Annotated in this window: 21 protein-coding genes; 8 read left to right on the plus strand and 13 right to left on the minus strand. The window is 60.4% G+C overall.

Annotated features, from left to right (window positions below):
• Positions 1-160: 160 nt before the first annotated feature.
• Both NKI69_RS25080 and NKI69_RS25085 read right to left on the minus strand, forming a co-directional pair.
• Positions 161-757, minus strand: coding sequence for a glutathione S-transferase family protein (locus tag NKI69_RS25080; protein WP_031213750.1), 597 nt, complete (start codon positions 755-757; stop codon positions 161-163).
• 412 nt (positions 758-1,169) lie between these two features.
• The gene (locus NKI69_RS25085; RefSeq protein ID WP_081734982.1) at positions 1,170-1,649 is read right to left on the minus strand and encodes a histone; all 480 of its coding nucleotides are present in this window, start codon (positions 1,647-1,649) and stop codon (positions 1,170-1,172) included.
• 573 nt (positions 1,650-2,222) lie between these two features.
• On the opposite strand from NKI69_RS25085, the gene NKI69_RS25090 reads away from it, so the two are divergent.
• Positions 2,223-2,534 carry a transcriptional regulator gene (locus NKI69_RS25090; RefSeq protein ID WP_023813791.1) on the plus strand — a complete coding sequence of 104 codons (312 nt, stop codon included), beginning with the start codon at positions 2,223-2,225 and terminating at the stop codon, positions 2,532-2,534.
• 38 nt (positions 2,535-2,572) lie between these two features.
• Here the strand turns inward: NKI69_RS25090 and NKI69_RS25095 are convergent, their stop codons facing one another.
• From NKI69_RS25095 to NKI69_RS25115, 5 genes are all read right to left on the minus strand, one after another.
• Positions 2,573-3,409 (minus strand): EamA family transporter, encoded by an 837-nt coding sequence (locus tag NKI69_RS25095; RefSeq protein WP_023813790.1) that lies wholly within the window; start codon positions 3,407-3,409, stop codon positions 2,573-2,575.
• On the minus strand, positions 3,406-3,987 hold the full coding sequence (locus tag NKI69_RS25100) for a TetR/AcrR family transcriptional regulator (RefSeq protein ID WP_023813789.1): 582 nt from the start codon (positions 3,985-3,987) through the stop codon (positions 3,406-3,408). Before NKI69_RS25100 ends, NKI69_RS25095 begins: the two co-directional genes overlap by 4 nt.
• Before the next feature lie 133 nt (positions 3,988-4,120).
• Positions 4,121-4,573, minus strand: a complete 453-nt coding sequence (locus NKI69_RS25105) for a hypothetical protein (RefSeq protein ID WP_023813788.1) — start codon at positions 4,571-4,573, stop codon at positions 4,121-4,123.
• A 193-nt stretch (positions 4,574-4,766) separates the two neighbouring features.
• Positions 4,767-5,621 (minus strand): 23S rRNA (adenine(2030)-N(6))-methyltransferase RlmJ, encoded by an 855-nt coding sequence (locus tag NKI69_RS25110; protein WP_352722760.1) that lies wholly within the window; start codon positions 5,619-5,621, stop codon positions 4,767-4,769.
• A gap of 62 nt (positions 5,622-5,683) precedes the next feature.
• The gene (locus tag NKI69_RS25115) at positions 5,684-6,289 is read right to left on the minus strand and encodes a hypothetical protein (RefSeq protein ID WP_023813786.1); all 606 of its coding nucleotides are present in this window, start codon (positions 6,287-6,289) and stop codon (positions 5,684-5,686) included.
• Between the two features lie 1,053 nt (positions 6,290-7,342).
• Here NKI69_RS25115 and NKI69_RS25120 point away from each other — a divergent pair.
• Together NKI69_RS25120 and galE are read left to right on the plus strand one after the other, a co-directional pair.
• Positions 7,343-8,380 (plus strand): UDP-glucuronic acid decarboxylase family protein, encoded by a 1,038-nt coding sequence (locus NKI69_RS25120; RefSeq protein WP_352442188.1) that lies wholly within the window; start codon positions 7,343-7,345, stop codon positions 8,378-8,380.
• On the plus strand, positions 8,377-9,456 hold the full coding sequence (gene galE, locus NKI69_RS25125) for a UDP-glucose 4-epimerase GalE (RefSeq protein WP_352442187.1): 1,080 nt from the start codon (positions 8,377-8,379) through the stop codon (positions 9,454-9,456). The genes NKI69_RS25120 and galE overlap by 4 nt, the downstream gene beginning before the upstream one ends.
• Positions 9,457-10,146: 690 nt before the next feature.
• Here galE and NKI69_RS25130 read toward each other — a convergent pair.
• Entirely contained in the window at positions 10,147-10,623 is a 477-nt protein-coding gene (locus tag NKI69_RS25130; protein WP_352442186.1) for a DUF995 domain-containing protein, read from the minus strand.
• A gap of 547 nt (positions 10,624-11,170) precedes the next feature.
• Between NKI69_RS25130 and NKI69_RS25135 the strand changes: the two genes are divergently transcribed.
• Complete coding sequence (locus NKI69_RS25135) at positions 11,171-12,097, plus strand: lysylphosphatidylglycerol synthase domain-containing protein (RefSeq protein WP_031213747.1); 927 nt, start codon at positions 11,171-11,173, stop codon at positions 12,095-12,097.
• A gap of 44 nt (positions 12,098-12,141) precedes the next feature.
• Positions 12,142-13,143: a glycosyltransferase family 2 protein gene (locus NKI69_RS25140; RefSeq protein ID WP_352722786.1), complete on the plus strand. Its 1,002-nt coding sequence runs from the start codon at positions 12,142-12,144 to the stop codon at positions 13,141-13,143.
• A 161-nt stretch (positions 13,144-13,304) separates the two neighbouring features.
• Here NKI69_RS25140 and NKI69_RS25145 read toward each other — a convergent pair whose 3' ends face one another.
• The 3 genes from NKI69_RS25145 to NKI69_RS25155 all read right to left on the minus strand — a co-directional run bounded on the left by NKI69_RS25145 (position 13,305) and on the right by NKI69_RS25155 (position 18,717).
• On the minus strand, positions 13,305-13,703 hold the full coding sequence (locus NKI69_RS25145; RefSeq protein WP_352722761.1) for a hypothetical protein: 399 nt from the start codon (positions 13,701-13,703) through the stop codon (positions 13,305-13,307).
• Between the two features lie 458 nt (positions 13,704-14,161).
• The gene (locus NKI69_RS25150; protein ID WP_352722762.1) at positions 14,162-16,603 is read right to left on the minus strand and encodes a sulfatase-like hydrolase/transferase; all 2,442 of its coding nucleotides are present in this window, start codon (positions 16,601-16,603) and stop codon (positions 14,162-14,164) included.
• 227 nt (positions 16,604-16,830) lie between these two features.
• Positions 16,831-18,717, minus strand: a complete 1,887-nt coding sequence (locus tag NKI69_RS25155) for a glycosyltransferase family 2 protein (protein ID WP_352722763.1) — start codon at positions 18,715-18,717, stop codon at positions 16,831-16,833.
• 625 nt (positions 18,718-19,342) lie between these two features.
• On the opposite strand from NKI69_RS25155, the gene NKI69_RS25160 reads away from it, so the two are divergent.
• Together NKI69_RS25160 and NKI69_RS25165 are read left to right on the plus strand one after the other, a co-directional pair.
• Complete coding sequence (locus NKI69_RS25160) at positions 19,343-20,266, plus strand: glycoside hydrolase family 26 protein (protein ID WP_128305696.1); 924 nt, start codon at positions 19,343-19,345, stop codon at positions 20,264-20,266.
• A 174-nt stretch (positions 20,267-20,440) separates the two neighbouring features.
• A complete protein-coding gene (locus NKI69_RS25165; protein ID WP_031213743.1) occupies positions 20,441-20,959 on the plus strand; it encodes a DUF995 domain-containing protein in 519 nt (172 codons plus the stop codon).
• A 91-nt stretch (positions 20,960-21,050) separates the two neighbouring features.
• On the opposite strand, the gene NKI69_RS25170 is transcribed toward NKI69_RS25165, so the two are convergent.
• On the minus strand, positions 21,051-21,500 hold the full coding sequence (locus tag NKI69_RS25170; protein WP_352631889.1) for a DNA polymerase III subunit chi: 450 nt from the start codon (positions 21,498-21,500) through the stop codon (positions 21,051-21,053).
• 28 nt (positions 21,501-21,528) lie between these two features.
• Positions 21,529-23,040: a leucyl aminopeptidase gene (locus NKI69_RS25175; protein WP_352722787.1), complete on the minus strand. Its 1,512-nt coding sequence runs from the start codon at positions 23,038-23,040 to the stop codon at positions 21,529-21,531.
• Between the two features lie 51 nt (positions 23,041-23,091).
• On the opposite strand from NKI69_RS25175, the gene NKI69_RS25180 reads away from it, so the two are divergent.
• Positions 23,092-23,280 (plus strand): hypothetical protein, encoded by a 189-nt coding sequence (locus NKI69_RS25180; RefSeq protein ID WP_127289235.1) that lies wholly within the window; start codon positions 23,092-23,094, stop codon positions 23,278-23,280.
• The last annotated feature ends 61 nt before the right edge of the window (positions 23,281-23,341 follow it).

Genomic DNA, 23,341 nt, shown 5'->3' on the forward strand with positions numbered 1-23,341 from the left:
GGCGATCATGCCCCCGTGTCGTCAAAAAGCTACCAGCCAAATATCCTGTCAGAACACTGAAGGTGCCTAAGTGAACTGCATTAGGCCTCGCGCCCGGCTTTTTTTGTGTCTGAGTGATTTTCCCGGGTGATCGGGAAATCAATCCCGGGGCAATCGGCTATCAACCGGGAATGCAGGGCTTCAGCTCTGGAAACTTCTCGTCGAAGCGCGCAGCCCACCGTGTCAGCCGGGCGCGGCCCTTTTCCCATTTTCCGGCAAAGCGCAGCGAGAGATAGCCAAGGCAGGCGCGCAGCGCCATCTGGCCGGCGGTGATCTTCTTCGGCAGCTTCGGCGGGTTGGCGTTGAGCAGGTCGAGTGCCGCCGTGATCTTCGCCCACTGGCGATCGAGCCAAGGCTGATAGACCATCTCCTCGGGCCGCGTGCGCCGTTCATAGACCATCGACAGCGCGCAGTCGCAAATGCCGTCGGCCAATGCCTCCAGCACTTCCGCCTCGAGCCGCTTGTCGGGATTGCGTGGAAAAAGCGCGTTCTTCGACAAACGGTTGAGATGCTGGGTGATGGCGCGACTGTCATGGATGGAGCGACCGTCGTCGAGCACCAGAACCGGGATCTTGCCGAGCGGGTTGGCGTCGACCAGTTCGGCCGGTTTGTCCTCGGTTTTGACCGCCACCGTTTCGATGTCGATGCCGGCATAGGCTGCGGCCATGCGCACTTTGGAACTGTAGGGAGAGGTGGACGCATAGAGCAGTCTGGGCATGATCGGTTTCCTGTTTTGCAGGCCGGCAGTGTTGACCGATCAGGCGCGATCGAGCAATGGCCAGAAGCGGAAAACCCAGCCGCCAGCGAGCGGCGCATCGGCCAGGGCCGTTTAGCGAGCGCTCCGTGAAGACGGCGCTTCATCACCATGGTCGCCGAGTTGCCGGAATCGCAGGGATCGCTCAGCCGACAGGCAAGACCGAAGAGCCTCGCGCCGATATTTCATCACCCGCATGAATGACACAAAAAAAGCCCCACCGGACTTCGCCCTATGGCGAAGTCCTGGGAGCTGCGAAAAGATATCCTCCGTCCGCCTCTGTTCTCGCCTTCCGACTGCCTAAACAGCGAGCGGGGCGCCTGTCAGGCACCCGCCCTTGACTGTTTTGGCACCGCCCCGGCGAGGGCAGACGCGACTACTTCTTGCCGGCCTTCGCGGGCGCTGCCTTCGGCTTGGCCGCAGGTGCCGCTTTCTTCACCGGTGCTGAAGATTTCGCTGCCGCTGCCTTCTTTGCCGGTGCAGCCTTCGCAGCCGGCTTCTTGGCAGGTGCAGCCTTGGCAGGTGCAGCCTTGGCAGCCGGTTTCTTTGCAGGCGCTGCCTTCTTCGCTGCGGGTTTCGCGGCGGCCTTCGCTGCAGGCTTCTTGGCTGGTGCCGCCTTCGCCGCCGGCTTTGCCGCTGCCTTGGCGGGTGCTGCCTTCTTCACTGCCGGTTTCGCAGCAGCTTTCGCTGCCGGCTTCTTGGCCGGTGCTGCTTTTGCCTTGGCCGCCGCGGCCTTCGGCTTGGCAGCGGGTGCTGCTTTCTTCACTGCAGCTGCGACCTTTGCCGTCGCTGCTTTTGCGGGTGCTTTCTTTGCCGGTGCCTTGGACGCCGGCGCTTTGGATGACTGCTTAGCCATGCGATGCCCCTTCCTTTGTGCCGACGGCCGTAATGACCCGGCGCGCTCATGCATATCTGACTCGCGGCTTGCTAGCCAGCGAAGCAATAGACTGATTTTCGCAGCTTAAATTTCGGTTACGATCGGCACATGGTCGTGCTGATCGTCGCAGAAATTCACTGCTGATCTTCGACCAATGGCTAGAATGTGTCGCCGACATTCTCCGCACTCCGCGGGACCGCTCCTCTCGTGAAGCTCCCAAGATCAGTGAACAGCTTTGCGTGTCGATCGTCGGCCGCCGATATCATGACCGCCGCCTCATCGGTGCGATCATCTCGTGCAGGCGGACGATCTATACTGCAACGCGACAGCCGGTCGATGCATCGTCTTGTCAAGCACGATCGCAGACCGGCTTGCTCGTGAATTGACAGATAACTCTACGTAACAGAGTATTCTGCACAGCATGGGGAGTACTTCGATGTCGATCGCACAGAGGCAAACGGCGCTGCCGCCGTTCCAGATTGCCAAGACGGTCCGCCACGGCGGCAGCATGGTTGTCCGTGGCCTCCGGCTTGGCTGCGCCGGAGCCAATCGATGAGTGCCGACGAAATCATCCACCAGAGCACTCGGCTCAGGATCATGGCCGCGCTGAGCATGCTGGAAAGACGTCAAACGCTGGACTTCACCGGGCTGAAGGCCATCGTGGACGTCACCGACGGCAATCTCGGCGCGCACCTCGATACGCTGGCCAGGGCCGGTTATGTCGACATCGAAAAGCTGTTCGTCGGCCGCCGGCCGCAGACGCGCGTCAGGGCGACGATGAGTGGACGGCGCGCGTTCCGCGGCCACGCCGCATTCCTGCGCAAGATCCTCGACCAGGCCGAGGCGGCGCCGCGCAGGAAATAGCGTGGTGACCGGGCAATCCTGCGCGATCCGCAGTTCCGTCACGGCTGATAGCCGAGGCAGATGGCGCCGAGCGCGACGATGGCGCAGGCGCCGACCCGCCGCGGCGTCAGCACCTCGCCGAGGAACAGGCGTCCGATGAAGGCCGCGAAGACGACGCTGGTTTCGCGGATCGCGGTGATCGGACCTGCTGGTCCGAGCGCGAAGGCCGCGACCACGACACCGTAGGCCAGAAGTGCAAACAGGCCCCCGCCCAGCGCCTTCCAGGTTTCCGGCGCCCGGAGGTCGACTATGAGCCGGCCACGGCAGGCGACGAAGGCCGCCGGCAGCAACGCGCCGTAGATCAGCAGGACCCATGCAGTGTAGGCGCCGGCGTTTCCCGCCGCCCGAACGCCGAGCGCATCGACCGTCGCATAGGCGGCGATGATCGCTCCCGTTGCCAATGCATAGAATATCGATGTCGTGGCGGCCCTGCCCCGTCCGAGTGAAAGGCCCATGATGCCGCCAGCGACCAGCGCGACGCCGACGGTCTGCGGCAGAGTGAGCTGCTGGTTGGCCAGGAAGAACCCGCCGAGCGTGACAAGCAGCGGCACGCTGCCGCGAACGATCGGATAGACCTGCCCCAGTTCGCCATATCTGTAGGCGGCCACGAGAAACAAGCTGTAGCCAACCTGCAGGCAGGCCGAGAGCACGATATAGGACCAGGCCGGCGCGGCCGGAAGGTCGTGGAAGAAGGCGAAGGGGATGGCGAGCGCCGTGCTTGAAAAGCTCATGACGGTGACGGTCCACAGCCTGTCGGCCCCCGTGCGCAGGAACGCGTTCCAGCTTGCGTGCAGGATCGCCGCAAACAATGCGAGCCCGATGACCAGCGGGCTCATTGCGGCCTGCGCGAAGCAGCGACGATGCCCATGGCCGCCTTGCGGGCGTCGCGAATGGCGGCGTCGGCCTGCCCCATCTGCGCCAGCAAGGTCGCACCTTCGATCAGCATAAGCAGCGTCGCCGCCACGCTCTCGGCGCGGCCGCGCGGCATCATATCTTCGAGGATAGACCGCATGCGCCGCTTGAGGCCGTTCTTCTGCCTGACAACGGCCTTGAAAACCGGATGCCCGGGATCGCCGAACTCGGCCAGCGCATGTGCGAACAGACAGCCATGGAAATCCGGGCTGCGGAACCAGCGCCCATGCCAGTCGAAGATTCTTCCGATTTTCTGCTCCGGCGGAACGTCCTCTTGGGTGAGCCGGGCGAGTTGGCGGTCGAAACGCATAGCGCGATAGTCGAGCACCTCGACGATCAGTTCATCCTTGCTGGGAAAGTGGCGATACATCGTCATCTTGGCCACATCCGCTTCGGCGATAATCCGGTCGATACCCGTGGCATGGAAGCCGGCGCGCTTGAACAGCACGTAGGCCGTTTCAACGACGTGCTGGCGCTTGCCGGAAGCGGACGATGACGTCATGGAGGCTACCTAGTAGTGAGACAGGTCTGTCTCATACCTATGCGACGGATCGCACCTGCTGTCAACGCGGCACGAAAAACGCCTGCAGCCATCAAGCCACAGGCGCGAAAGAGATTGGAAGGGGAGACCGGGTTTAGCGCAGAATGCGGCAGCGGCCGTTGTAGACCATCCAGCGATCGAAGCCCGAGACGCAAAATTCGACATTGTCGCCGATCGAGGCAAAGCCCTGGCCTTCCTCGATCAGGTACCAGATGGTGCGATCGCGGCCGTCGGACAGACTGACGGTGGCGCCGCAATAACGGCGACCGATCGGCCAGGTATCGTTGGCCGCCAGATAGCGATGCTGGTGGATGCGCCGGAAATCGGTGATCTGCACGTCAGGCAGATGCGGCACGTGATGCACCTGATAGGAAAAGCGGCTGGTGATCTTGTTCAGTACCCAGGGCTGACCGCAGACTCCGCTGTCTTCATCGGAATAGACCGTAAGATCGGCGGCCTGCACAGTCTGGGTGATACCGAGAGGCGCGGCAAGCGGGGTGCAGAGCGAAATCAGGGCGGCAAGGGCAGATTTGGCGAAGCGAGTCATGGCAGCCTCTCAAGGTCGATTGCGCGCACTGTGCGGATTCGCTCGGCGGCGGTCAAGCGGTTGCGTTGACAATGGTTTCCCAGTTTGAAACCGCTTTTTGACCAAAGCCGAGTTTGCACGCACCGGAATGGCTCTGGCACGTTCATATCCAGACCCAAGAGAGCACGGTCCCTGGGTCATCGATGAGCCCGCCTCAAGCCTGCTCGCCGGCCAGCCATTCCAACGACCAGTGCGCCGGCCGCCCCACCGCAAGCAGCCTGTGCAGGGCCGGCAGCAGCATCCGCAGCTCGCCCTCCAGCGTGAACGGCGGGTTGACCACCAGCAGACCGCTGCCGTCGAGGCTGGGTTCCGAAGAGGCCGGCCTGATCTCGAATTCGATGTCGAGCAGCTTCGGAATGCCGGATTGCTTCAGCGCCTTGCGGAAGGCGATGATCGCCTTGCGGTCCTTGATCGGATACCAGAGCGCGTAGATGCCGCCGGGCCACCGCTTGTGCGCCCTTATGAGCCCGTCGACGAGGCGTTCGAACTCACCCGCTTCCTCGAATGGCGGATCGATGAGGACAAGGCCGCGCTTTTCCTTCGGCGGCAGATAGGCGCCGAGCGCCAGCCAGCCATCGAGCTCGGTGATCCGGGCCTGGAAATCGCCGGCAAAGAACGTCCTCAGCCTCGCGGCATCCTTGGGGTGCAGCTCGATCGCCGTCAGCCGATCCTGCTTGCGCATGAGATGGCGCGCAATCAACGGCGAGCCCGGGTACTTCTGGATGCCACCCTCGGGGTTGAGCGACCGTATTGTCTCCAGATAAGGCGCGAGCAGCACCGCCACCGGCGCGGCAAACGAGGCATCGATCAGCCTGCCGATGCCGCCTTGCCATTCACCCGTCTTCTGCGCCTCGACGGACGACAGGTCGTAGCGGCCAATGCCGGCATGGGTGTCGACGACCCGAAACGCCTTGTCCTTCTGCTTCAGATACTCGAGCAAGCGTGTCAGCACGACATGCTTGACGACGTCAGCGAAATTTCCGGCATGATAGGCGTGGCGGTAGTTCATGGTTTTGTGCCGTTATGCATGTCGTTGTCCCAAAACCGCTGCACACTTTTGGGCGACATGCATCAGCCCCTGCCCCAGCGCGGCGGTGGCGGCTGCGAGTTCGGATTTTCCGGCCGGCCGCCACGAGTGCGCAAGGTCAGCAAAAATCCGATCAGGCCGATCGCCATCAGCGCGAAGCCGACCGGCCGTGCACGGCTGTCGATCTCCCCGGCGCCGGAGCGCAGGATGAGATCGACCGCCCGCATCGGTATGTCGTCGGCATCACCAGGTCCAACGGTGAAGGTATAGGGGCCTGGGCTGACGGTCGCGATCACGCCGGCCTCGTCGCGAAAGATCTTGTCGGGCAGTTGCGGGCTAGCCTGGCGAGGATTGTCGGAATGGTTGAACTGCAGCGTCGAGGCGAGCACCGTGCGGCCATTGCTTGCAGCGGTCAGCGTCAGCACGGTGCGCTGCTGCGAGACGATGCGCTCTGCTCTTGCGGTCAGGTCGACCAGCACCCGCACCGGCGCGTCGCGGCCGGAGAGCGGCACCGTCAGCGGCTTGAAGCGGCCCTGCTCATAGACCCGCCAGGTGCCGATCTGATGGCCGGAGAAATTGCTCATCGCCCAGGGATAGACGACACCAATGCCGGCGCCGACGAGCAGGATCAGGACAAACAGAAAGCGCATTCACATCACCACATTCCATCGTGACCTTGCCAATAGCGCCCCAACGATCAAAAGGCGATGGCCAGCCGAGTCGCCACCCCAGGCGATCGAGCTAGACGTGCGCAAGCAACAACCCGGTGGCGGCGTGGCCGGGCGCCAATGCGGAGTTCTACCTATGCGCTTAAAATTCGTTGCCGAAATGACCGCTCCTCCACTATGAAATGAACACGCGCATGCGCTTTTCGGCGAAATGGGCCATCGGTGCGCCTTGCGAACCAGAGGCCTTGATGCGCAAAGATCATGAACAGCGGCACCAAAAGAGGATAAAGTCAAAATTCGTCCCTGTGAATGAATTTGCTTACAAAGCTTTAGCCCTTGCCCTTCTTCCAACTATAGCCAGCTGCGGCGTGCCTACGATAGGTCAAGCCCTATGGTATGAATATTCGCGCCCTGGAATTTATATTTGCACTCCGAGCGGTTTCGGGCAGCAATCTCGTTGCTATCTGAAATTTTCCCGTCGCTTGGGTCGTTAAATCCACTTTCGGCTGGATCCATCCCGACCTCGCCCTGAATTGCGCAACCCCTCCTCCATGGCGATCTTGGCTGCCAAGCGCTGATTCGACATAACGAACAGCGTGTGGCGCCGACGGCCAGCGACCGACCCAATACGCTGATTCGAAATGAGGAACTGCTCTGGACATCTCCCGGTTCAGCTTCGAGGCCGATACCGGCCCGTGATTAACCATTCGCAAACAGATATGGTTAAGAAATATCTAATTTAGTTGACTATGATTTCCACAGGTATATTTTCGATGCGTTGGGATGTGCAATTTGGGCGAGCAATCGACGATGGTGACACCGAGCGTGTAATCGCGATTTCGGGGCGCAGAGAATGCTGAGTGGCAGCACGGAGGTTGTGTAGTCGCACCAGCTTCGCGAAAGCCAAAGAACAATTGACGCACATCAGTGATGGCGGTTCCGCAGATGCGGAGGTTTGCCACGTTCTGAGGAACGTGGCCGGGCGATGCTTTGTCCCGGCCCGGCGGTAGCGTGTGCGGTGCGTATGAGGAAAGCATGAGTAAGCTTGTCAAGGTTCTGAAACTGGAATCCGGCAGCCAAAGGGGCGCCAACCAAAGCCGACCACGCGCCCTTGTCGCCGGAGGAGCGGGATTTTTAGGATCGCATCTGTGCGAACGTCTTTTGCGGGACGGATACGACGTTGTCGCGCTGGACAATTTCCACACCGGCAAAAGATACAATCTCAATACCCTTCTGCATAATCCGCGCTTCAGTTGCATCGAGCACGACATCGTCGATGCATTGCCTTCGGATCTTCAATGCGACGAGATCTACAATCTCGCCTGCCCCGCCTCTCCGCCGCACTACCAGGCAGACCCGATCCACACCTTCAAGACAAGCGTGCTTGGATCGCTGAACCTTCTGGAACTCGCGCGACAGAACAAGGCCAAGATATTCCAGGCCTCTACATCCGAAGTCTATGGCGATCCCTTCGTGCACCCACAGCCCGAGAGCTACTTCGGCAACGTCAACACGCACGGACCGCGTTCCTGCTACGATGAAGGCAAGCGCTCGGCCGAAACCCTGTTCTTCGATTATTCGAGGACCTATGGCCTCGATATCCGTGTCGCCCGCATTTTCAACACCTATGGTCGCCGCATGCAGCCCGACGATGGGCGTGTGGTTTCGAACTTCATCGTCCAGGCGCTGCGCGGCGAGGACCTGACCGTCTATGGCAGCGGCCAACAGACGCGCTCTTTCTGCTATGCCGACGATCTGATCGAGGGCTTTATCCGACTGATGAACGCGCCGAGCGCGCCCGCCCACCCGGTCAATCTCGGCAACCCTGCCGAATTCACCATCATGGAACTGGCGACGCTGGTCGTCGATTACACCAACGCCCGATCGAAGATCGTGCATCGGCCGCTGCCCGTCGACGATCCCAGGCAGCGCAAGCCGGACATCTCCTTTGCCAAGGCCAATCTCGGCTGGGAGCCGAAAATCAGCTTGAGCCAGGGGCTCGCGCGTACCGTCGAGTATTTTGATGCCCTGCTTTACGGAAGCCACATCGCCAGAGGAGCTGCCGCTTCATGAGCCGGCCGGCAGTCCTGGTGACGGGTGGAGCCGGTTTCATCGGCAGTCACACCTGCAAGCAGCTGGCCGCCGCCGGCTACATGCCGGTGGTTTTCGACAATCTGAGCCGCGGCAATGAGAGATCCGTCGGCTGGGGTCCGCTTGTCGTCGGCGATATCCGGGATCAGGATGCACTGCGGCGGGCTATGGAAACGTACCGGCCGACGGCCGTGATCCATTTTGCGGCGCTGGCCTATGTCGGAGAGTCCGTTCGCGAGCCGGCCGAATATTATTCGACCAATGTGACAGGCACCATCGCGGTGCTCGATGCCGCACGCGCGAGTTCGATCGAAAACATCATCTTCTCCAGCAGTTGTGCGACCTACGGCGTGCCGGAAGCGTTGCCCGTTCGCGAGACCTCCTCGCAAAATCCGATCAGCCCCTACGGGCGCTCCAAGCTGATGGGTGAACAGATCATCGGCGACTATGCATCCGCGTATGGAATGAAATTTGCGATCCTGCGCTATTTCAACGCTTGTGGCGCCGATCCCGACGGCGAGCTCGGTGAGTGGCATTCGCCGGAAACCCATCTGGTTCCCAGAGTGCTCATGGCCGCATCGGGCATCATCGACGCGATCGAGGTTTTCGGCACCGACTACGACACGTCGGACGGCACCTGCGTAAGGGATTATATCCACGTCACCGATCTGGCCCGCGCTCACCTGAAAGCGCTCATCTATCTCGAGGGTGGCGGGCGAAGTCTTGCGGTCAATCTCGGCACCGGGCGGGGCATCTCCATCAAGGAGATCGTCAAGGCGGTCGGCCGAATGACGTCGAGGCCGGTTCCGGCAGTGCTCAGGAGCCGACGCCCTGGGGATCCGGCGGAGCTCTACGCCGATCCGGGAAGCGCACGCGAACATCTTGGCTTTGTGCCGGAGCTTTCAGACATCGACACCATTGTCAGGACGGCCGCTCCCTTTTTCGGACTGAAGACCAAGCCAATGAAACTGCCGCCAGCCAGGGTGGCAGCGTCGGTCGTCGCTCGACGAGTCAGAGATAGCGGGGGTGACAGCTCGCGCGCTGGCCAAATCCGCTAGGGCTGCAGATATAAGGCGAGCCGCCCGAGAACGTGCTGCCATCGCCCGGATTGAACGAGATTTTCACCGGCGCCGGCGTGCTGGCTTTGATCCGTTGCGGTGGTGCAAAGGCGTAGGCACTTTCAGTTGCTATTGTGCTTGTCATCTGGATCGGATGGTCGGCACGGAGCGAGCGCACGAGAAATGTGGCCTGCACGGGCTGGACCGCGGGCTGACTGCGGACCGGGTGGACTATGGGCCTGATAAGGACCGAACCGGTTTCAGTTGCGTCCATACCTTGACAACCTGCAACCATAGAGCTCAACGCTACGGCCGCGGCAATAGATACGACATTTTTGCTTGAGCAAAATACGCTCGCGGAATTTCTCATCCTCTGTCCCTTGCTATCAAGTATAAGCCAAGGGCGCGTTGCGACATACTATACTTGGGCCGCTTTCACGCCGCATGAGTGACCACTCGCACATCACACGCTATATTAGATATCACTAATTATTAAATTTCATCAAAACCGTATGGCAGGCCATCGTCTCGTCGTCTGGCTGATGCAATTGAATGCGACTAGATGCGATCGGCGCGCCGACCGCGCCTGCCGAGCCGCTTAAGGCTTAACCATAGGCGATTCGCGGGTTCCGCGACAGGCGCACGGCAAGAACAGCCAGGCCACTGGCTCAGCGTGGCTGGAAGCATGGCCTACTTCTTGGCATCGACCAGCTTGCGGGTCTCTTCGAACTGCGCGCCCTTGGTGTCGCCTGCTTCGAATTTCTTGTATTCGTCGGAAGGATCCTCGGGAGATCGCTTGAAACCGTACCATTCCCCGTCCGGATCCTTGCGTTGCTCGATGTTCCGGCCCTGAATGCGATGGCTGTAGCAGGTGCGGTGCGGCTCGCCGGTGTAGCTCTTCGATCGCCAGGCGAGCTCCATGCACATCTTGCCGTCCTTGGTCACCAGCCATCTGCCCTCCGCGACGGTTGCCGTGCCCTGCCCGGACGTCCAGGCCCTGAGGTGTCGATTGTCCCGCGCGAAATAAGCTGCTCCGTCCTTCCATATCCATGTGCGGCCGGCATACAGAAGCTGTAGTTCGTAAGCAGTCGGAACAGCGGCGGTACCGGCTTCCGCCGTGCTTTTGTCGTTGGCGGCGGCCGCGTGCGCCGCTCCCGAAACAGCCACCTGACCGCAAAGAGCTAGGAGCAGCACAAGTTGCTTGAGACTTGCACACCGCCGAGGCCCCTTGCGATGCCGACGGCCGACATCAAGCGGCAGCGATCTGATCAAAGCTGTCGGCATAGTTGGCACTCGCATGTCTATTCGGTCCAAGGCGGCTGCGTCAGCACTTTGACGGCCACGCGAACCATTTAACAGTCGTGAGAAAGGCGGTGTCAACCGCCGCAAAGCATGCGGGCAACAACTATTCGCGACACGCGCATTGTCCATCAAGACGGCAACATCGCGATTGCGCATCGGGCTTATGGATCCGGACAGCCGGCCGACCTAATCAGCAGCCATCGATGAAACCGAGGCCATAGTCGGGTCGGAAAGCAGGCCGATGCCGGAGGTTCAGCGGCCGCCTGAAGTTGCGCGGATGCGCGCTCGCAAGCCAGGCAATGCGATCGATCGGAAAGGCTTGGGCCGCTACCAATGCTGCGGATTTTGAGATACAGCACGCCGCGGCCGACGGAATCCGATAGCGCAAGCCTGCGCAGGAATTGTTGAATTGTTGAAACGAGCTGCCTCAATAATCGTGAGCCTGGCCCTGCTGGCGTGGGTCGTCAGCGACTCGCGCTGGAAGATGGTGGGCGATGCTTTCGCGAGCATCACGCCCGGCGCTTTCGCGGCGGTGGCGCTTGCGCTGTTCGTCACCTACGTGCTGCGCGCGCTGCGCGTCTGCGACGAGTTCCGCGACGAGGTGCATGGCCGTTTCGGTGCCTGCCTGCGGATCATCCTGATCCACAATGCAATGATCAACGTCGTGCCCTTTCGCGGCGGCGAGACGGCCTTTCCCCTGCTCCTGCGCCAGGTCTTCGGCATACCGATCATGCGCGCCAGCGCCTCGCTTCTGTGGTTCAGACTGCAGGATGCCTTCGTCGTCGGCGTGCTGGCCCTGGTGGTGTGGCCGGGCCTGCATCCGGCGACAAGGATCGCGGGCGTGGCGGCGGTGGTCGCTGCCGCCTGGTATCTGCCGCGCTGGGCGCGGGCGCCGCATGACTGGGCAGGCCGCGGCAAGATCGTGGCGAAACTCGGCAGGCTGCGCGATGTCTTCACCGAGGCGACCGGCCGATCGCGCTATGGCTGGTGGTGGACGATCGCCAATTGGTCGCTGAAGCTCACCGTACAGGGATGGTTGCTGGCAATGCTGCTGGGGACATCCTTTTCGACCGCCTTTCCAGGCGTCGTCGGGGCCGAAGGCGCCGCCATACTGCCGGTGCAAGGCGTTGCCGGCTTCGGCACCTACGAGGCGGGTGCAGCGGCGGCGCTGCTCACCTCCGGCATTGCCATGAAGAGCGGCCTTCAGGCAGCGCTGGCACTGCATCTGTTCATCTTCTGCTCGGCAATCGCCACGGGTGCGATCGCCTGGCTGTTTCCCTCGAAATCGACGCTGCCGGGGAACCCGGCCGTCGGCCCTGCAAGGAAACCATCCCTATGAGCGTATTGCCCATCCCTGCTTCGGGACTGCCTGACGGCACGGTGATGCCGGACCATACACTGTCCATCGTCGTACCCATGTACAACGAAGCCGAAAACGTCGAGCCACTGCTGGCACGGATTCACCAGGCTATGGAACGCTACGAGCAGCCATGGGAGGTCGTGCTGGTCGATGACGGCAGTACCGACGCGACGGTGAGCGAGATCAGGCGCCTGGCGGCGCATTACGGCCCGCATGTGCATGCGGTCGAGCTGGTGCGCAACTACAAGCAGACCGCCGCGATGCAGGCCGGCATCGACGCGGCGCGCGGCGACGTCATCGCCACGATCGACAGCGACCTGCAAAATGATCCCTTCGACATTCCGCGTATGGTCTACCGCCTGTTGAGCGAGGATCTCGACCTGGTGGTCGGCTGGCGCAAGGATCGCCAGGAAGGGTTTTTCATGCGCAGGCTGCCCTCGCGCATTGCCAACGCGCTGATCGCGCGCGTCACCGGGGTGCGCCTCAAGGACTATGGCTGCAGCCTGAAGGTCTATCGCGGCAACGTCATCCGCAGCGTCAAGCTCTATGGCGAGATGCACCGCTTCATCCCGGCATGGCTGGCCACGGTGACGACACCCAGACGCATCGCGCAGGAGGTGGTGACGCACCATGCCCGCATCCACGGCCAGTCCAAATACGGCATTTCGCGCACCTTCAGGGTCGTGCTCGATCTGGTGTTCATGTATTTCTTCATGCGCTATCGCACACGGCCCGGGCACTTCTTCGGCGGCATCGGCATCGTGCTTGGCGCGCTGGGTTCGCTGATCCTTGCCTACCTGCTTTGCCTGAAGCTGCTTTTCGCCGAGGACATCGGAACACGCCCGATGCTGTTCACCGGCTTCTTCCTGCTCATCGCCGGGGTGCAGATGGTGACGTCGGGCGTGCTGGCTGAAATGCTGGCACGGGTCTATCACGAAGCGAATGGAGCATCGGCCTATGTCGCGCGGCCACAGCCGGCGCCCAGTGACAATGACGGCTGGCTCCGCCCGGGCCGGCCATCATGAGCTGATCGGGACTTCCTGAAGGTTCCCGCCCAACAGACCGATGGCGCCCGGAGGGCAAGAGGCAAGGCGCAACGCGCCAAACCTCTCGCCCTCGACGGCGCCCCCCGGCGAAGACCAGACGGCGATCAAATCGGCCGCCACTTCAGGTCCGATGTTCCAGTCTAGTAACGCGAACGGCAGCTGGCGCGCTGGCCGAAACCGCTCGGGCCGCAAATCCAGGGCGAATGACCCAGGAACGGGCCGCCATTGCCCGGGCTGTAGGAGACCTTCACCGTCGCCGGCCTGCCGACCCGCTGCGGCCGCACGAAGGCCGCATAGGTCTCCTGCCTCGTACGCGTCACCATGGTCGTCTGTGTGAGCGGCTTGCGGTAGAGAACCTTCTTTCCGACGCGATCGAGCTTCCTGACGTGCTGGACCTTCTTGCCAAAACCTTGATCAACGATCCGTCCGTTGATTGAGCTGGTCTTGGTCGTGTCCATCGTCTGGCAGCCTGACAACATCGAGGCCAATGCGATTGCAGCAACAGCATAGGCATATTTTCTGCCGGTCAGATTTTCCATAAACTGTCTCATCATCTGCTCCCTGCCCTGTAATGCAACGTGATTGAAAGCGAAGAATATACTTCGAATCCGTCGTTTCTAATCGCTCGTGAGTGGTCGTTTTCCACTCACATCGTTCCGTCATATTAGAAGAGACTTATTAAAATTCGTGCAAACGTCATAATGAACGCAGCCTTTCACTCTTCGCTCGAATTTGAAGGAAATTCGATTGTCGGATCGGCTGGCAGACGGAGCCTTGCCAAACGGCACACCGGCATACGCGACGGACTCGCGCCCGCGGCAAACAGAAGCCGGCGCTCGGGCTGTCAGGGATGTTGCGATGTATAAAACGCTCAGCGCCGCAACCGGCGCCGGCAGGGCCGACTGCCCCAGGCTCTCTCCAGCCGACAAAAAGGGCTGGCGATCCTTATCGCCGGAAGTGGCTGGATGTGGCGGCCCGCTCCAGAGTGCCTATGCCGCTATATGCACCCCTCGACAAATGGACCGCTGACCCACAGCGAGCCGCTGTTGAACATGCTGGTCCCGCTGTCATCGATGAACCCTACAGTCTTGTTGTCGACATGCAGCTTGCTCTTCGGCACCACTCGGCCGTCTATCTTGATATTCTTGACGAACAGGTTGCGATCGCCAGCCTTGCCCTGCCCCGCCCACAAGTCGTTGGCATAGCGGAGTTCGATTTTCCGCGGATTGGGCACGGCGCTTAGATTGAAGCGAAATGGTACGGTATGAGCGGACGCTGCCTTCAACTCCGCGACGATCGATTCTGCTGTGATCGCCGTGCTTTCCGTCCCCAGGACGTCCGCCTGTCCAACCGGCTTTCCGTCGACAAGCACGTCGAGCCGAGGGGAACCCTCGAAGCTGGTACCGGCCGCGTCGATCTCGAGGCTGGCAATGCTGCAACGCGCCGCGTCTTTCGTCGCATCGGCGATCATATCGGCAACGCGGCGCTTCTGCGACTGTACCCATCCCGCGATCGGCTGCAGGATGGCGGTGCGATCGCCGGTGCCGGCCTTGATGAGGTTGACCTTTTCCGTAGGATCCGTCTTGAGGTCATACGCCTCGATGCTGCCGGTGGTCGCGTTGAAGGTGACCTTTCGATCATCTTCGCGGTAGCCGAATTGGAAACCGCTCCAGGGAATGAAGAAGAATGTCTTGTTCGGCCGCTGCTCGCTGAACAAGCTGTGACCCTGCCAGGATCTTGGAAGCGGAAGGCCGAGTATATCGAGGATGGTCGGGGCTATGTCGATAATCCCACCGACAGCATGTGCGACGTCATCATGGAAAAGCTGCTTGTTGATCATGATAAGCGGGATATGGATATTTTCTTCGTAGAGAGCACTGGCATGAACGTAGTTCCCATGCTCTCCAAACGCTTCACCGTGGTCGCCGAGTATGACCACAAGCGTCGAATCGAGTTTGCCGGACTGCTTGAGTGAATCGAGTATCTGTCCCAGCGCCTGGTCGCCGACCTTCAGCGCGTTGAGGTAGGCGTTGAACTTCTCGTCATCGGAATAGTGAACTTTCGAGCCGTCAGAGAGGTCGGGGATCTCTTTCATCGCCGTAAACAGCGGGCTGTCGATGAGATACGGGTAATGGGTCATCGCCGTAAACATCACCGCGAAGAAGGGATTTTCGGCATCCTCATTCACCCAGTTGATGACGGATTGAGCGGTACAGAGATCGCTGTTGTAGTCGAAATTCTTCCATTCCTTGGAACTGAGCTTGAATGTGGGAATATCGCATTTCTGCCCACGGTAGTCCTGAATGACATCAAGCCCCTTGTTGAGCAGAAACTCATCCACGCGCTGGAACCGTGAATCCGCACTCCAGAAAAATCCGGTGCGAAAGCCGCTTGCGGTCAGAGTGTTGGATATTGAACTCAGCGGCAGATCCGGATGGCTCGCGGTCATTCCATAGTAAGATATGTCATTGTACATCGAGCTGAACAACGAAAATATCGAATAGTTTGTAGAGGGAGTGTGCGCATATATATTGTCGAAGCGTATCGAGTCACTTGAGTAGCTCTTTATGTTTGGTGTAACAGTATACTTTCCACCAAACGTCTCGACGTATCGGGATGGCACCGATTCCATCATGAAAACCAGCACGTTCTTTATCGGATTTGGTGATTGCACCTTGAAGCTGGACGTCTCCGCCGGACGTTCCCCAACGCTGGCGACGTCAACGTCCACCCCGGTATTCACGGCGAAAACGACGGGGGTCGGACTGAACAGAGCCGATTCAACAAAGTACACGATAGGGTTGGCAACCTTTGCCTCTGGCAAGGCCGTCGCCCGAACATGGTACCCGGTGCCGACCAGTCCAGCACCGACGCACAGGAAAAGCGTCCCCAGCAATACCGCTCGAGCAGTTCCCGCCAGCCGCACGCACAGCCCTGCTGTCGCATAACCCAAGACCAGCGCCAGAACTATGGACAACGACGAGAATGCGAAATCCCTTGGGTTGAGCGCGTCACCTATGGCGTTCTTGGCGTCGGCATTCTGCAGGAAGTCGCCATAGATCAACCACTGGAAAGTAAACGGCTCGCTCAGCATTTTGACGAGATTGATGTTGGCAAACCCCCAACATAGCGAAATCAGGATGGCGAGATAGAAAGTGATGACCACGACGACGCCGAAGAGGCGGCTGGCCTTTGCCAGGAAAAGCAGGAGCAGGGCTGCTGCCGTCAGCGACGAAATGAAAATCAGATCGTGGTAGCTTGACGCTATCCCGCTGGGGATAGAGGCCAAGCGACCCTGGAGCGTCGATTGGGGATCGATGATGAAGCCGCGGTAGACACCCAGAAGCACCCAGGAGAAAAACCCGGTGCAAGCGATCAGCAGGCCTGCGCGGAGGAAGCGCTTGGAACCTTGTGAACCGGGCTGTGTCTTCAATTCCATCTGACCGTTCCGTGCATAACCGCGATGACAACCGAAAGAGCAAAGGGCCTGATGCTACGTTGCAATCTCAAAGCCGCTGCCATTTTCCAAGTGCCAGGTTCACTCGCCCGGCGAACCGACAGATCTCGAATTAGCCACCGCTTCCACCCCTGGGGTCGAGAAATCCCCGTGCCTTGGGTGTTTTGTCATGGCAATTCCTGAGTTGGCGGGCGCCAGGCTCTTCCAGACTATCTGACGATTGGCCGATCCCAGGCGGGGTCAAGATGGAATGTGCGGGTTCCGCTCCCACCACGCCCGGCTCCGGAAACCGGGTAGGCCACGCTGACGATGCGCACACCGCCTGCTCCCTGCTGGAGCCCATATATGCCTTCCAGGCCGCGGTCATAAAACGCAGCGCCCGGGACGAAGAGCGCAACGCCAGCGAGCGAGGCCTGCAAGGCGAGTTTCGCGACGTTGCGCCGCAACGAAATTCTGTTCTCCGCCAGGTGCCTGGTGATGATTACGACCACAAGCAACCCGTAGACGAACGCATTGAAGGCAGCGAACCAGTAGAAGCCGGTGGCATCCGACGCGCGGTCCACCAGAAGGACCGGCAGCGAAGCTCCGATTGCAAGTGCCACATACGGAACGATGACGCGGGCAGGCAGCAGATTTTTCGGGCCACTGCCCTTGGGGGTAACACGAAAATCCACGAACGACTTGGTCACATAATCACGGATCGACGACAGCGTGCCCGCCAGCACCCACGGCCAACGCGCGAAGAATGAGAACAACATTCCCTCCCAACTGATCGTCCTGGCAGTGAGCGGGCGCGACAGGTCGAATGCCTTCAGCAACATCACCAGCATAATCAGGGAAATAGAGTTCGGAGCATAGTATAAAAGGAAATCAACATATGTCACATTGGCGAAGCTCTTCCCCGTCAGAAGCGCGTACATAGGCATGACGTACATGACAAGCGAAAACACGGCGAAAAGCGGATACCAGAGCTGGCGAAACAGGAACTGGAATTTCAGCCGTGGCGATAGCTTGGAAAGGTATATGGGCGAGTATTCGAGCATGATCGTCATCAGGCTCCGCGACCACTGGAACTCCTGCGTGACAAGATCGGCAAAGGTCTGCGGGCCATCGCCATGGGCAATGGCGTCTATGGCATGCACACCGCGCCAACCAGCCGCAATGAACAGCATGGACGTCGAGTGATCTTCGGCCAGTTCCGGGCCAAGGCCGCCGACCTGCTTGAGCGCTGCGGTTCTCACGGCATAGTGCGAGCCGATGCAGAGCGGCGTTCCGTCGCCCGTATGGCCGGACTGCAAGGGTCCGTGGAACATCCCTTCCGGGAACAGTCGGCCGCGTGCCGACCAGCTTTCAGCGGCATTGTTGTCGCATATGCTCGGCGCCGATACATAGCCAACCGCCGGGTCGGCAAAGGCGACCAGGATTTCCCTGAGATAGGTTGGTGTCGGGACGTGGTCCGCATCCATCTGAGCGACGAAGTGGTAGCGCTCATAACCATAGTGGTCGTAGAAGAACGCCAGGTTTCCCTCTTTGCAGCGCGTCCGGCGGGGCCACACCTTGCGGTGATAATCTTCCCGCCCGCGCCGCGTCGAAATCATGACGTTATGGGCATCGCACCAGGCAATCGTTTCCTCTGACGGGTCCTCGTCGGCCAGCCAGGTATCATGCGGACAGTCCTGCGCCAGCATCGCTTCGAGCGTTCGCGCAACCACCGAAAACGGTTCGGACGGAGCCTTGGTCACCACCATCGCGACCCGCGAACGTTCCGGGATCGTGTGAAGACTGGACGGCTTTTTCATCGCATGCACGTTCAAGAGAAAATACATCGGCATGAACGTCAGCCATACGAGCGTCAATGTCGCCAGCATGTATGGAATGACATGTTCGATGTGCCCGGGCTGCAGCCACCAGAACCAGAAAAATCCGAACGTTACCGACCAGCAGGCAAGTCCCAGCCTCCAGATCCGCCGCTGGGTGGCCGACAGCACCGGCACCAGAAAAGGAGGCTTCTCCGCCGCCTTCCCCGGAGCCGCCCCACGCCCCCGTTTCGGCATGGTCTTGCCGCTGATGATCCCCACGTCCGCGGAAACACTCATACACGTACCGCCGCCACCCGAGCATCAGCCGAACGACGGCAGACGCGCCTTGAAAACCCGCCCTTAGAATCCACTTGGGTGTCTTAGAGTCAACTAAATTAAGTGTTGGTTAACTATACTTCTTGCGAATTGGTTAACTTAACATCTTGAATCGGGAGGGAAATTCCGTGGACGCCTCCCCCGACCAGCACTGCAATCACAGCCGGCAAAAGTTTCAGCGTCGGAGAATCCGTCGAAGGGGCCGAGGCTGTCCGCAGGAAGAAGCGCCCAAGGCAGCGTTAACCATGTTGCGAACATCATGGTTAAGCAACCATTAATTGCGCTTGACTCTTTGGTCCGCCCGGCTCTTAAATTAGACCGGGATGATATATCGGAATATTGACGCGAATTTGTGAGTATCGCGGCGAAACTCTCTCGACGGCTCCTTCTGTGTTGGCGCCTTGAGAAGTAATTTTGGGTGGGCTTCGTGCGAAGGTTCGCACAACCGCCAATGATCGCTCCGAAATCCCGCAGATTCCGCCAATGGAGCCGACAGGTTTTTTGGGTAGCCGTATCGATCAGGCATCGATGCGCACGGGCGAAGCCTTAACTTCCGCGAGAAGTCGAGGCCATGGGAGAATCTATGATGACACACTCCGCGGCAAAGGCACTTGCAATCGCGCTGGTATTGGGCGGAAGCGCCGCCTTCCCTACTGCAGGAGGGGCCGGCTCCGTAACCGCGACCGACCCCGTTCAGACGAGCAGCGCTGCGTCGGCGTTCGGTTCCTATGATCCCTACGGGGACTTCAGCACCGACAAGAGCGCCAGCATCGAAGAGCTGTTCCTGCCCTGGGAAGACGTCGATCTGTCGACGCTGCCGCTTGCCGACGCTTATGCGCTGCAGCGCGGCCGTTCGCTTCTGATCACGATTGAGCCGTGGACATGGTCCAAGGACTGGCGCATCACCCCGCCCGAATTGCGCGACGGCATTTTGAGCGGCAAATATGATGCCAACATGCAGGCAATCTGCGGCCTGGTGGGACAGATGAAGAGCCCGGTGACCATTCGCTGGGCTCAGGAAATGGAAGACAAGAACGGCCGCTTCACCTGGGCCAACTGGGCTCCCAAGGACTGGATCTCCGCTTACAAGCGCGAAGTCGACATCTGCCGCAAGGCTGCCCCCGCCGCCAAGTACATGTGGTCGCCCAAAGGCGAAGAGGGTTTGGAAAAATACTACCCCGGCGACGACTATGTCGACGTCATCGGCCTGTCGGTGTTCGGTCTGCAGAAAAAAGACGGTGACGAGACCGGTCGTGACCGCACCTTCGCTGAACTGCTGAAGCCCGGCTATGACCGCGTTGCGGTGTTCAACAAGCCGATCGTCGTTGCGGAACTCGGCTATGTCGGAAAGCAGGACTATGTCTCGAAATGGCAGGAAGATTCCCGCAAATCCTACGCGGAGTTCCCGGCTCTGACTTCGGTCGTCTACTTCAACCAGAAGGAAGTGTGGCCGTGGCTGGGCGGCTATGGTCTGCCCGACTGGAGGGTGACCCAGCATGTCTTGCCCTAGAGCATGATACTGAAAAAGTGAGAAAGCGGCTTTTCGGACAAACGGGGCACCATCTGTCCAGGCATCATGCTCCATCTCTTTGATTTAGTGGCGGATTCAGATTTCAGGATTCACCTGAAATCATCTCAAGCGTTCTCATAAACTGGGCGTGGCGTAACAGTAGGGGTAGGGGTTGTGAAACGAGTACTGGGCAATTGTATCGGAACGGCACTTGCCTGTTCCATTGGTCTGTTTGCTTTCCAGATTCCCGCAACAGCCAAGACGGCGACGAAAATCGCCGAACAGGCCATGCGGGCAGAGGTGGTGCCGGACAAAGGCATCTACCAGATGTACCAGAACCGCTCGTGGCTCTGGGGTCGGGAGGGTGCCGGATATTTTGCCGTCCAGCGCCGTCAGTTCAGTGCCTGGACCTCGGACAAGGCGCGCAAGCTGGGCTACGGTGACGGCATCTGGTTCATTCCCGGAGGAGGCAAGCTGTGCTTCCGCGCAAAATGGCACGGAGCCGGAGGCGACTCCAACGCTCTTTCCTGTTTCGAACATCGCCAGGCAGGCAGGATTCTCTACCAGCGCCGGGTTCCAGATGGAGAATGGTACGTATTCAGGAGTTCGCACCGCAACCTTGCGGACGCGTTCATGAAATTGAAACACGGCGACTACGTCAGCCGCAAACAGAGCCGGATCAAGGCAAAGTAGTAGAGACTTTCATCCGGGACAGGGCACTGGTCCAAAAGCGGGTCGACTGAACGGTCAGCGACCTGCCTCAGTCACGTTCAGGCGACCTGCCTTAAGCCTTGCGCTCCCAGCGGCGATCTGGCGTCTGTTGCCAATAGGTGACGGCGTGGCCAGCGCTCTTCATCACCTTCCAGTGCCCTCGCGCCGCCTCGAGCTGGGCGGCATCGTGGCCATCGAACAGGAACACGGCGCGCTCGTAGCCGCCAAGGTCAGGCGGCACCGCGCCGTCGACCAGGAACCTTATCTTTGCGTCGTTGGGATTGCTGTCGCCGGTGGTCAACAGAATCGGCTGTTCGCCGGGATGAGCCTCACGATCGGTCGCGTGCGCCAGGAACGAATCGTCCCGGAAGGTCCAAAGATGCTGGTCGAGCGCATCGCGGCGTTCCTCGGTGCCTGTCTGCACCACGGCGCGCCAGCCACGGTCGACGCTGCGCTCCAGGAGGCCTGGCAGCGCATCCTCCAGCGTCGATTCGGTCAGGTGGTAGAACAGGACGTCGGCCATCGCTTCAGCCTATAGTGATTGAACCCGTTCACTGCTCATAATTGTCGCGCACCAGCCGGTCGAGCAGCCTGACGCCGAAACCGGAACCCCAGGACTGGTTGATCTCGTTCGACGGCGCCCCCATCGCCGTGCCGGCAATGTCGAGATGGGCCCATGGCGTGTCCTTGACGAAGCGCTGCAGAAACTGCGCCGCGATGGTGGCGCCGCCAAAACGGCCGCCGATGTTCTTCATGTCGGCGTTCTTGGAATCGATCAGCTTGTCGTATTCGGCCCCCAGCGGCATGCGCCACAGCCGTTCCTGCGTCGCCTGCCCCGCCGCCGCCAACTTTTCGGCCAGTTCGTCATTGTTGGAAAAGAGGCCGGCATAATGTTGACCGAGCGCCACCATGATGGCGCCGGTCAGCGTCGCCAGATTGACCATGAATTTCGGCTGGAAGCGGTCGTTGCAGTACCACAACGCATCGGCCAGCACGAGGCGGCCCTCGGCGTCGGTATTGAGCACCTCGATGGTCTGGCCCGACATCGAAGTGACGATATCACCGGGGCGCTGGGCATGACCGTCGACGGCATTTTCGACCAGTCCGATGATACCGACGACATTGGCTTTCGCCTTGCGGGCCGCCAGCGCATGCATCAGGCCGGTAACGGCGGCGGCACCGCCCATGTCGCCCTTCATATCCTCCATGCCCGAGGCCGGCTTTATGGAATTGCCGCCAGTGTCGAAAGTGACGCCCTTGCCGACGAAGGCGATCGGGCTGTCCTTCGGCTTGCCGCCGTTCCACTGCATGATCGCCATGCGGGCGCCGCGCGGCGATCCTTGCGCGACACCGAGCAGCGAGCCCATGCCGAGCTTCTTCATTTCCTTCTCAGCCAATATCTCGACCTTGACGCCTAGTGCCACGAGTTCCTTGGCGCGGGCAGCGAACTCGACCGGCCCAAGCACGTTTGCCGGTTCGTTGACGAGGTCGCGCGCCAGTAGGACGCCGTCTATCACCGCCTCGGCATCGGCGAAGGCCTTCTTCGCAGCGGCCGGATCGGCGGTGTGGATGGTCACCTTGACCGGCTTCTTCGGCTCTGCCTTGCCGTCGTCCTTGTCCTTCCTGGTCTTGTACTTGTCGAAGGAATAGCTGCGCAGGAGAATGCCCGCGGCAAGGCTTGCCGCGTCTTTCGCGCTCGGCGAGGCGCCGGCCACATCGAGGACCACCGCCACTTCGGTCGCCTTGCGCAGCGACGCGGCAACGGTGCCGCCAAGCTTCAACCACGCATATTCGTCCAGTCCCGATACCTTGCCGGCGCCTATCGCCACCAGTCTGTCGAGCGATGCTCCCTGCGGCGCCAGAACTTCCACCGTGCTGGCGAACTTGCCCGTGAACTCAGCCACGGGAAAGGCCCGCTCCAGTGTCTTGCCGGGATCACCGGCCTTGGCGACGTCGCTCAGGCCGCCCTCATCCGCCGCGAGCACGAAGACCGTGCCCTTCTTGTTCACCGCGCTCTGGGACCCGGAAAATTTGGCGAAGGCGATCGACGGTCTTTGATTCATCATGTCCTGCTTTCAGGGAATGCGCGACTTTTGGGGAAGCGGTTCGAAACGATGCGCGACATTTGGTCGTTTTCCGGCATTTGGCAAGACTTTGCCGAATTGGCATCCCATATGACCTATGGAATCGATGACGATTCGTCGCGGCACGGCCCCGCTTTTTGCCGCAACCTGTTGTTAACCATCGATGTTCGCCCTTTCTTATCCATTCCCGCCGACACTCCGCCCAGCCGGGGGGCGTGATGTGGGACAGAACCCGGATAGACCATCTGATGAGCCAGTTGTGCAGGCGCTGCCGGACAGC

This window comes from Mesorhizobium sp. M0491, assembly GCF_040321265.1.
Taxonomy (GTDB): domain Bacteria; phylum Pseudomonadota; class Alphaproteobacteria; order Rhizobiales; family Rhizobiaceae; genus Mesorhizobium.

Coding starts and splice junctions, on each gene's coding strand:
- NKI69_RS25140 (WP_352722786.1), top strand. CDS start 12,142: ATGCCGGACCATACACTGTCCATCGTCGTACCCATGTACAACGAAGCC.
- NKI69_RS25095 (WP_023813790.1), bottom strand. CDS start 3,409: ATGAGCCCGCTGGTCATCGGGCTCGCATTGTTTGCGGCGATCCTGCAC.
- NKI69_RS25145 (WP_352722761.1), bottom strand. CDS start 13,703: ATGGAAAATCTGACCGGCAGAAAATATGCCTATGCTGTTGCTGCAATC.
- NKI69_RS25175 (WP_352722787.1), bottom strand. CDS start 23,040: ATGAATCAAAGACCGTCGATCGCCTTCGCCAAATTTTCCGGGTCCCAG.
- NKI69_RS25150 (WP_352722762.1), bottom strand. CDS start 16,603: ATGGAATTGAAGACACAGCCCGGTTCACAAGGTTCCAAGCGCTTCCTC.
- NKI69_RS25100 (WP_023813789.1), bottom strand. CDS start 3,987: ATGACGTCATCGTCCGCTTCCGGCAAGCGCCAGCACGTCGTTGAAACG.
- NKI69_RS25090 (WP_023813791.1), top strand. CDS start 2,223: ATGAGTGCCGACGAAATCATCCACCAGAGCACTCGGCTCAGGATCATG.
- galE (WP_352442187.1), top strand. CDS start 8,377: ATGAGCCGGCCGGCAGTCCTGGTGACGGGTGGAGCCGGTTTCATCGGC.
- NKI69_RS25085 (WP_081734982.1), bottom strand. CDS start 1,649: ATGGCTAAGCAGTCATCCAAAGCGCCGGCGTCCAAGGCACCGGCAAAG.
- NKI69_RS25080 (WP_031213750.1), bottom strand. CDS start 757: ATGCCCAGACTGCTCTATGCGTCCACCTCTCCCTACAGTTCCAAAGTG.
- NKI69_RS25105 (WP_023813788.1), bottom strand. CDS start 4,573: ATGACTCGCTTCGCCAAATCTGCCCTTGCCGCCCTGATTTCGCTCTGC.
- NKI69_RS25110 (WP_352722760.1), bottom strand. CDS start 5,621: ATGAACTACCGCCACGCCTATCATGCCGGAAATTTCGCTGACGTCGTC.
- NKI69_RS25160 (WP_128305696.1), top strand. CDS start 19,343: ATGACACACTCCGCGGCAAAGGCACTTGCAATCGCGCTGGTATTGGGC.
- NKI69_RS25115 (WP_023813786.1), bottom strand. CDS start 6,289: ATGCGCTTTCTGTTTGTCCTGATCCTGCTCGTCGGCGCCGGCATTGGT.
- NKI69_RS25155 (WP_352722763.1), bottom strand. CDS start 18,717: ATGAGTGTTTCCGCGGACGTGGGGATCATCAGCGGCAAGACCATGCCG.
- NKI69_RS25180 (WP_127289235.1), top strand. CDS start 23,092: ATGCGCGACATTTGGTCGTTTTCCGGCATTTGGCAAGACTTTGCCGAA.
- NKI69_RS25170 (WP_352631889.1), bottom strand. CDS start 21,500: ATGGCCGACGTCCTGTTCTACCACCTGACCGAATCGACGCTGGAGGAT.
- NKI69_RS25120 (WP_352442188.1), top strand. CDS start 7,343: ATGAGTAAGCTTGTCAAGGTTCTGAAACTGGAATCCGGCAGCCAAAGG.